Raw genomic sequence first — 7,891 nt, forward strand, 5'->3', positions numbered from 1 at the left:
CGTCAGTAGCTGTTCATGGTCAGAAGTTCATATTCGGCAACCCGATCATCGTCCTGATTGGTCAGGGTCACATGCCAGCGCACCTCGCCATAGTCGTCATTGCGCCGGGTCTTTGCCTTGACCGTCAGGCGAACCTTGATTGAGTCGCCTGCAACGACCGGTTTCATGAACCGTAGACGATCCAGCCCGGTATTGGCCAGCACCGGCCCCTCATCCGGGTCCACAAACAGACCGGCGGCGAAAGACAACAGCAGATAGCCATGCGCCACCCGGTCGGGGAAGAACGGGTTTCGCTTGGCGGCCTCTGAATCCATATGGGCATAGAAGGTGTCGCCGGTGAAGGCGGCAAAATGTTCGATATCCTCGGTTGTGACGGTCCGCGATGCGGTATTGATAGTCTCACCAATCATCAGGGCGTCAAAACCGCGAGTGAAGGGATGAGCCGGGGCTTGTACCTCGGTCGTGCCGGGGACCCATGTGCCGGTGATCGCCGACAGGATGTCGGGGCTGCCCTGAATGGCGGTGCGCTGCATGTAATGCAGAACAGCACGGACACCGCCCAGTTCCTCGCCCCCACCTGCGCGTCCCGGTCCGCCATGCACCATGTGGGGCAGGGGCGACCCGTGACCGGTGCTTTCGCCCATACTGTCGCGGTTATTGAAATAGAGCCGCCCGTGGAACGCGCCCGCAGACAATGCGACCTGCCGCGCGACGTCGGGATCATGTGTGATCACTGACGCGACGAGGCTGCCCTTGCCCTTGTTCAACAGTGTCGTTGCATGATCAATATCGCGGTAGCCCATGATGGTTGAGACCGGGCCGAAAGCCTCGGTTCGGTGAATATGGGCAGCATTGTCGGGATCATCGCAGTGAAACAGCATCGGCGGCAGGAATGCGCCCTTTGACTGCGCCATGGGATGCGTATCGGGTTCGCCAAAGATCCTTTCGGCCTCTGATGCGATCAGGGCGGTCTTCGCCAGAACGTCACGCTTTTGCGCGGCAGAGACGAGCGCGCCCATATCCGTTTCCTTCTGCGTCGGATCACCCACAACGATTTCAGACAGGCGCGCTGTCAGGGCATTGATGACGGCGTCGATTGATGATTGCGGCGCAAGAATGCGGCGGATCGCCGTACATTTCTGGCCTGCCTTCGTCGTCATTTCGCGCTGAACCTCTTTGACGAACAGATCAAATTCGGGGCTGACCGGTTGCACGTCGGGGCCAAGGATCGATCCGTTCAGACTGTCCTGCTCAGCTGTGAAACGGATACTGTTTTGCAGGATATTCGGATTTGAGCGCAGTTGCAGCGCAGTGTTGGCGGACCCGGTAAAGCTGACCACATCCTGACAGTCCAATTGATCCAGCATGTCGCCCAAGCTGCCGCTGACAAGCTGCAAGGCACCTTCGGGCAACAGCCCGCTATCCAGCATAATCCGCACGGCCAATTCGGTGACATAACAGGTCGCTGTCGCAGGTTTGACGATGGCGGGCATCCCGGCCAGCAGCGCCGGAGCCAGCTTTTCAAGCATCCCCCAGACAGGGAAGTTGAACGCGTTGATATGCACCGCCACACCTTGCAGAGGGGTACAGATATGCTGGCCAAGAAATGTGCCTTTGCGGCTGATCTGTTCAACATCGCCATCGATGTAAATATGGCCATCCGGCATCTCGCGTCGTCCTTTGGACGCAAAGACCAGCATCGTGCCAATGCCGCCATCGATATCAATCAAATGATCGGCTTGCGTGGCACCTGTTGCGAACGAAAGATCGTAAAGCGCCTGTTTGTGGGCACCCAGATGCAGCGCCAGTGCCTTGAGCATCCGCGCGCGATCATGGAATGTCAGTCGGCGGAGGTTCGGACCGCCCACGGTGCGGGCATGATAAAGCATGGCGCTGGTATCAAGTGTCGCATTCCCCGCTCGCGCAAATGCCTGTCCGGTGATCGCATTCTCGATCTCGCGCGCGTCGGAATCGGGTCTGACCCAATGGCCCGCGACGTAGCTGCTGATGTCCTGAAGTCCCATGATCCTGTCCCCCCTTCAGCAATTAATTGACCAACCGGACGGTTTATGCAACGAATTTCCCATGCGTCGGGGGGAGGGTACTGATGACACCGCAGGACAGGGCACAAAAGGCTGCAGCGGCCATGTGGGCGGATGACCGCGCCAGCACGTGGTTCGGGATGGAGCTGGTCGCTGTGGATGAAGGACGTGCAACGCTGGCGCTGACCGTAGGCGAGGATCACGTGAATGGTCACGGCATCTGTCACGGCGGGGTGACGTTCAGCCTGGCCGACAGCGCGTTTGCATTTGCCTGCAACAGCCGCAACCAATCCACTGTCGCCCAGCATAACACGATCAGCTATGTCCGGCCCGCGATGCTGGGCGACAGGCTGACCGCCCATGCTGAGGAAATCAGCCTGACGGGGCGCAGCGGCATCACCGATGTGACGGTGACCAATCAGAAGGGTGAACTGATTGCGAGTTTTCGTGGCGCATCGCGCGCAGTCAGAGGGCAGGTATTTACCGAAGGGGACAGCGCATGAAGGACATTGGCGCAAAGCGGACAGAGCTTGAACCGATCGAAATCGCGTCGCGAGATGAGATTGAAACGCTGCAACTGGCCCGGCTGAAATGGTCGCTGGCCCATGCCTATGAAAATGTGCCGATGTATAAGACGCGGTTTGATGCCGCCGGGGTGCATCCGGAGGACCTGCAATCGCTTCGCGATCTTGCCAAGTTCCCTTTCACCGTCAAAGACGACCTGCGAGATAACTATCCATTCGGTCTGTTTGCAGTGCCGCGTGAACAGATCGTGCGCCTGCATGCGTCATCCGGTACCACAGGCAAGGCGACGGTTGTGGGATACACCAAGGCCGATACCGATCTATTTGCCAACATGGTGGCGCGGTCCTTGCGGGCCTCAGGCGTTCGGCCAGGCGAAATGGTCCATAACGCCTATGGCTATGGGTTGTTCACTGGCGGTCTGGGCGCACATCACGGGATCGAACGGCTGGGGGCGACCGTTGTGCCGGTCAGCGGGGGTATGACCGCGAGGCAGGTCACCCTGATCGAGGATTTTCAGCCGCAGGCGATCATGGTGACGCCGTCCTACATGCTCAACATCCTGGAGGAGTATCAGAGCCGCGGCATCGATCCGCGGAAATCATCGCTACAGGTGGGCATCTTCGGGGCCGAACCCTGGACGAATGCGATGCGGACGGAAGTCGAACAGGCGTTTGATATGCATGCGGTCGATATCTATGGGCTGTCGGAAATCCTTGGCCCCGGTGTGGCCAACGAATGTGTGGAATCCAAGGATGGGCTGCATGTGTGGGAGGATCATTTCTATCCCGAGATCATTGATCCCGTGACGGGAGAGGTTCTGGAGGATGGCGAGAAGGGCGAACTGGTCTTCACCACTCTGACCAAGGAAGGGATGCCGATGATCCGCTACCGGACGCACGATCTGACTCGGCTGATGCCGGGCACCGCGCGGTCCATGCGGCGGATGGAAAAGATCACGGGACGCAGCGACGACATGATCATCCTGCGCGGCGTGAACATATTTCCCACTCAGATCGAGGAACAATTGCTGGCCATCACCGGCCTCGCCCCGCATTTTCAGATCGTGCTGACGCGCGAAGGGACCATGGACGCCATGCGTGTGCATGTCGAAGCCAAGCCAGAGGCGACCGACCCGGCCAGCAAGGCAGCCGCAGCACAGGCATTGGCCCGCCAGATCAAGAATACCGTGGGCGTCAGCGCGGTGATCGACGTGGGCGATCCCGGTGAGGTCGCCCGATCCGAAGGCAAGGCCAAGCGCGTGGTGGACAACCGGCATCAGGTCCGCTGAGATGGCCAGAACTATCGCCAAGGATTATGACGCCAAGCGTCAGGTCATTCTGGATCGCGCCGCCCGGTTATTTGCAGATGAAGGGTTTGATCGCGCATCGGTCAGCCGGATCGCGCAGGCGTGCGAGATTTCGAAGGCCAATATCTATCACTACTATTCCAGCAAGGACGATATCCTGTTCGACATTCTGGACAATTATCTGTCCGGCCTGCGGGATCGTATTTGCGGGTTGCCGCAAGCCGGATTATCCGCAGAGGCGCGATTTCAACAGATGGTCGTTGAAATCCTGTTGGCCTATCACGGGGCGGATAACGAACACCGGCTGCAGATCGGCAGCCTTGGGTTCTTGCCGGACGCGCAGCAGGACGTCTTGCGCGCCTACCAGCGTGATCTGGTGCGGCATGCAAGTGCGCTGATCACCGATATCGCGCCAACAGTCTTTGACGGGAACAAGGTCAAGCTGCGAGCCACGACCATGTCGGTGTTTGGCATGCTCAACTGGTTTTACATGTGGAACAAGGCCGCCGACAGTCGGGCACGCGCAGATTACGCAAATCTGGTCTGCGGGCTGTGCCTGCGCGGCATTCCCGGGCTTTAGGCGGCGCGTTCATCTCTGTCACGCTCACGGGTTCATGAATGAACACCGCTCCATTGTAAGACTAGGGGGGTCAAATCGTGGCCGTACACCCGCGTGCCTGGTGTTGCTGCACCGCTAGCGCCCGCAATATGCCTAGCAGCGCTTCCAGCGGGTCATCCACCCTCCAGCACCTCCAGAAACGCCTCACCGAAACGTTCCGCGTATTTGTCGCCCATGACCCGTGTCAGGTGGTTGATGTCGGGGTTTCGCAGGTTGGCCACTTTTGCGATAACTGAGGCAGAGCAGCTCATTGGTTTGTCCACCCCGTGCGGGCCGCGCATCAGATTGGCCTGAACCTCCAACAACCGGTCATAGACCGCCCCTTCGCTGCGTCCGGCCAGTTTGCGCCGGGCCGGGTGCATGTCGGCGACGGCGCCTGCGATCACTTCGAGGAATGCCTTGCCATAGCTTTCCAGCTTTTTGGCCCCGACCCCGCCGATCTGCGCCATTTCATCCAGCGTGCGTGGTTTGCGTTCCGCCATTTCGATGAGAGTGCGGTCGTTGAAGATGATATAGGCGGGCGCGTTTGCCTGTTCGGCCAGATAACGCCGCTTGGCCTTGAGCGCAGACAGCAGCGGCGCGTCTTCTTCGTTCACCAGCATCCGCACCTTTGGTCCGGATTTGGCCGCCTTGATCGTGTCCTTGCGCAACTCAATCGTCGCCTCGCCCCGCAGGATCGGGCGCGCGTGGTCGGTCATCCGCAAGGCCCCGTGCCGGTCCCGGTCAGGCCGCAGCAGGTCATGCCCCATCATCTGTCGAAAGATCGCCTGCCATTGCCGTTTGTCATACTCCTTGCCCACGCCGAAGGTCGGTAGGCTGTCATGGCCCCGTTGCTGGATCTTGTCGGTCAGATTGCCCAGCAGGATGTCGATCAGGTGGCCCGAACCGAACCATTCGTCGGTCCGCAGCGCGGCAGACAGGGCCATGCGCACAGGCGTGGTGCCGTCAAAGATTTCGGCGGGTTTGTCGCAGAGATCGCAGTTGCCGCAGGGTGCGGCCTCCTCTCCGAAATAGCCAAGCAGGGTTTGCCGCCTGCAATGCAGCGCCTCTGCCAGCCCAAGCAGGGCGTTCAGCCGTCCGTGATCGGCGGCGCGCCGTTCTGGTGGTGCGAGGCCTTCGTCAACCTGCTGGCGGCGAAACCGGATGTCGTCTGGACCGAAAAGGGTCAGCGTTTCCGCTGGCGCGCCGTCGCGCCCGGCACGTCCGATTTCCTGATAATACGCCTCAATCGATTTGGGCAGATCGGCATGGGCAACCCAGCGGATATCGGGTTTGTCGATCCCCATCCCGAAAGCCACGGTCGCACAGACGATCAGCCCGTCCTCTTGCTGGAACCGGCGTTCGACGACGCGCCGGTTCTCGGCCTCCATCCCGCCGTGATAGTGGCAGGTGGGGTGGCCCGCATCGGCCAGCGCGCGCGACAGCGTTTCGGTCTTGGCCCGCGTGCCGCAATAGACGATGCCGGATTGGCCTTTGCGGGCGGCGGCGAAATTCAGGATCTGGTTGCGGGGCCCGTCCTTGACCGCGAAAGCGAGGTGGATATTGGGCCGGTCGAACCCGCGCAGGAAGGTGGCGGGTTGTTGGCCGGCAAAGAGTTTCTGAACAATCTCTTCGCGCGTTTCCGCATCCGCCGTGGCGGTGAAGGCGGCGAGGGGAGCGTCAAGCGCCTCTCGCAATTCGCCAATCCGCAGGTAATCTGGCCGAAAATCGTGACCCCACTGGCTGACGCAATGTGCCTCGTCCACGGCAATCAGACTGACACCGGCCCGGTGCAGCATCTGGATGGTCCCGCCAGAGGCAAGGCGTTCGGGCGCCATGTAAAGCAGTTTCAGTGTACCCGCCTCAAGCGCGGCCCAGACCGCATCGGTTTCTTCCTGGGTGTTGCCGGATGTCAGCGCACCTGCTTCGACCCCGGCCTCGCGCAGGCCGCGGACCTGATCGCGCATCAGGGCAATCAAGGGGGAAATGACAACGGTGATCCCCTCGCGGACCAGTGCAGGCAACTGAAAACACAGGGATTTCCCGCCACCCGTCGGCATGATGGCGAGGGTATTCTGCCCCCGAACCACCGCTTCGACGATTTCCTCTTGGCCGGGCCGGAAGGCATCAAAGCCAAAGACATCACGAAGAAGCGTGGCAGCGCTCATGAGTGGGGACCTGTTGTTGTTTTATGCTCTTGAAGGTCACAATCCCACGCTAAGAATCTGTAAACAAGTATCGCTGACGCCGCAGCGCAAGAAAAAAGCCGGCACCTTGCGGTACCGGCTTTGCTGCTGCGATGTGGGTGACGTTATTCGATGTCGAACTGCTTGGTGGCGACGACCTGACCGTCAATCGTCACGATGGCAATGACATCCTTGCGGGTGGGCAGGCCAGTATCGACCCGAACATCAGTATTTGCGCCGACATGCAGGTTTTGCTGGCCCAGAAGACGGCCTTGCTGACCAGTGTGGTAATCGTAAATTTCCAGAATGGCTGCGCTGTCAGTGGTGATGAGCCCCAGTTCGAGCGTGTCATCGGATTCGAGGGTACGGCCGGTTTCAAAATAGGTGTCGGCGACGCCGAAGGTTGCGACGGTAGCGGCGGCAGCCGATGCGAGGATAGTGGATTTGATAGACATGGTTTGGTTCCCTTCCTTGGGTATCCTGATGTGTGAGGCAGCGGTTTGCTGCATTTCATGAAACCAAGATGGGCCATCCGAGGCACGACGAGAAGGCGGCGGGCGATCAAGAAAAAGGTGAATAGTGTGAAGAGGTTAGTGTCTTGACAGCCAATTTGCTTGCCCCTGGAGCCTCGCGGTGCATTTACGCACGGACCGATAGGTCTTTCTGTGCGTCTGATGCTGTTGGACCGTGGTGAACTGAAACATGAGTTCACAGGTTTCAGCTGGGCGCAAATACGTGAGCGCTCAATATTTCGGATATATCCCGCCCGCGTGAGCAGGATGAAACGGTTTAAGGGGTTGTTTCTTGAATTGGAGCAGCAGCGCATGCAAAAAAGGCCGGTCATCCAGTGATGGCCGGCCTTTCGGGGAGGTGTGTTTGCTTAGTTGACGTCGAACGGTTTGGACGCGACGACTTCACCGTCGATCTTGATCAGGGCGATCACGTCGCGGGTCTGGGGCAGGCCGGTGTTGACGCGCACATTGGTGTTGGCGCCTGCCGACAAACGCTCGGATCCGACCAGCGCGCCCTGCGCACCTGTGTGATAGTCGTAGATTTCGACCACGCCAGCACCGTCAGCGGTGATCAGGCCGAGTTCCAGCACGTCGCCGGCATCCAGCGTACGGCCTTGCTCGAAATAGCTGTCAGCAGCCCCGGCAGTGGCGGTCACGGCAACGGCGGCAGCGGCAAATGCGATTGATTTGAAAGACATGAGGTTTATCCTTTTTTCAGAGTT

Annotated in this window: 7 protein-coding genes; 3 read left to right on the forward strand and 4 right to left on the reverse strand. The window is 59.7% G+C overall.

From position 1 onward, the window contains the following. Positions 1-2: 2 nt before the first annotated feature. Positions 3-2,024, reverse strand: coding sequence for a phenylacetic acid degradation bifunctional protein PaaZ (gene paaZ / locus ACFWW4_RS14640; protein ID WP_411891537.1), 2,022 nt, complete (start codon positions 2,022-2,024; stop codon positions 3-5). 83 nt (positions 2,025-2,107) lie between these two features. On the opposite strand from paaZ, the gene paaI reads away from it, so the two are divergent. The 3 genes from paaI to ACFWW4_RS14655 are packed head-to-tail and all read left to right on the forward strand — an operon-like array spanning position 2,108 to position 4,453. Further along, positions 2,108-2,545 carry a hydroxyphenylacetyl-CoA thioesterase PaaI gene (gene paaI, locus ACFWW4_RS14645; protein WP_411891538.1) on the forward strand — a complete coding sequence of 146 codons (438 nt, stop codon included), beginning with the start codon at positions 2,108-2,110 and terminating at the stop codon, positions 2,543-2,545. After that, positions 2,542-3,855, forward strand: a complete 1,314-nt coding sequence (paaK, locus tag ACFWW4_RS14650; protein ID WP_411891539.1) for a phenylacetate--CoA ligase PaaK — start codon at positions 2,542-2,544, stop codon at positions 3,853-3,855. The genes paaI and paaK overlap by 4 nt, the downstream gene beginning before the upstream one ends. 1 nt (position 3,856) lies before the next feature. Next, positions 3,857-4,453 (forward strand): TetR/AcrR family transcriptional regulator, encoded by a 597-nt coding sequence (locus ACFWW4_RS14655; protein ID WP_411891540.1) that lies wholly within the window; start codon positions 3,857-3,859, stop codon positions 4,451-4,453. A gap of 152 nt (positions 4,454-4,605) precedes the next feature. Here the strand turns inward: ACFWW4_RS14655 and recQ are convergent, their stop codons facing one another. The 3 genes from recQ to ACFWW4_RS14670 form a co-directional block, all read right to left on the reverse strand. After that, positions 4,606-6,639 (reverse strand): DNA helicase RecQ, encoded by a 2,034-nt coding sequence (gene recQ / locus ACFWW4_RS14660; protein WP_411891541.1) that lies wholly within the window; start codon positions 6,637-6,639, stop codon positions 4,606-4,608. Positions 6,640-6,782: 143 nt separating this feature from the next. Next, positions 6,783-7,112, reverse strand: a complete 330-nt coding sequence (locus ACFWW4_RS14665) for a hypothetical protein (RefSeq protein ID WP_411891542.1) — start codon at positions 7,110-7,112, stop codon at positions 6,783-6,785. 425 nt (positions 7,113-7,537) lie between these two features. After that, positions 7,538-7,867: a hypothetical protein gene (locus ACFWW4_RS14670; RefSeq protein WP_411891543.1), complete on the reverse strand. Its 330-nt coding sequence runs from the start codon at positions 7,865-7,867 to the stop codon at positions 7,538-7,540. Positions 7,868-7,891: the final 24 nt, after the last annotated feature.

Source organism: Yoonia sp. SDW83-1, assembly GCF_046762885.1.
In the GTDB taxonomy this organism is placed as follows: Bacteria; Pseudomonadota; Alphaproteobacteria; order Rhodobacterales; family Rhodobacteraceae; genus Yoonia.

Coding starts and splice junctions, on each gene's coding strand:
- paaZ (WP_411891537.1), bottom strand. CDS start 2,024: ATGGGACTTCAGGACATCAGCAGCTACGTCGCGGGCCATTGGGTCAGA.
- paaK (WP_411891539.1), top strand. CDS start 2,542: ATGAAGGACATTGGCGCAAAGCGGACAGAGCTTGAACCGATCGAAATC.
- ACFWW4_RS14665 (WP_411891542.1), bottom strand. CDS start 7,112: ATGTCTATCAAATCCACTATCCTCGCATCGGCTGCCGCCGCTACCGTC.
- recQ (WP_411891541.1), bottom strand. CDS start 6,639: ATGAGCGCTGCCACGCTTCTTCGTGATGTCTTTGGCTTTGATGCCTTC.
- paaI (WP_411891538.1), top strand. CDS start 2,108: ATGACACCGCAGGACAGGGCACAAAAGGCTGCAGCGGCCATGTGGGCG.
- ACFWW4_RS14655 (WP_411891540.1), top strand. CDS start 3,857: ATGGCCAGAACTATCGCCAAGGATTATGACGCCAAGCGTCAGGTCATT.
- ACFWW4_RS14670 (WP_411891543.1), bottom strand. CDS start 7,867: ATGTCTTTCAAATCAATCGCATTTGCCGCTGCCGCCGTTGCCGTGACC.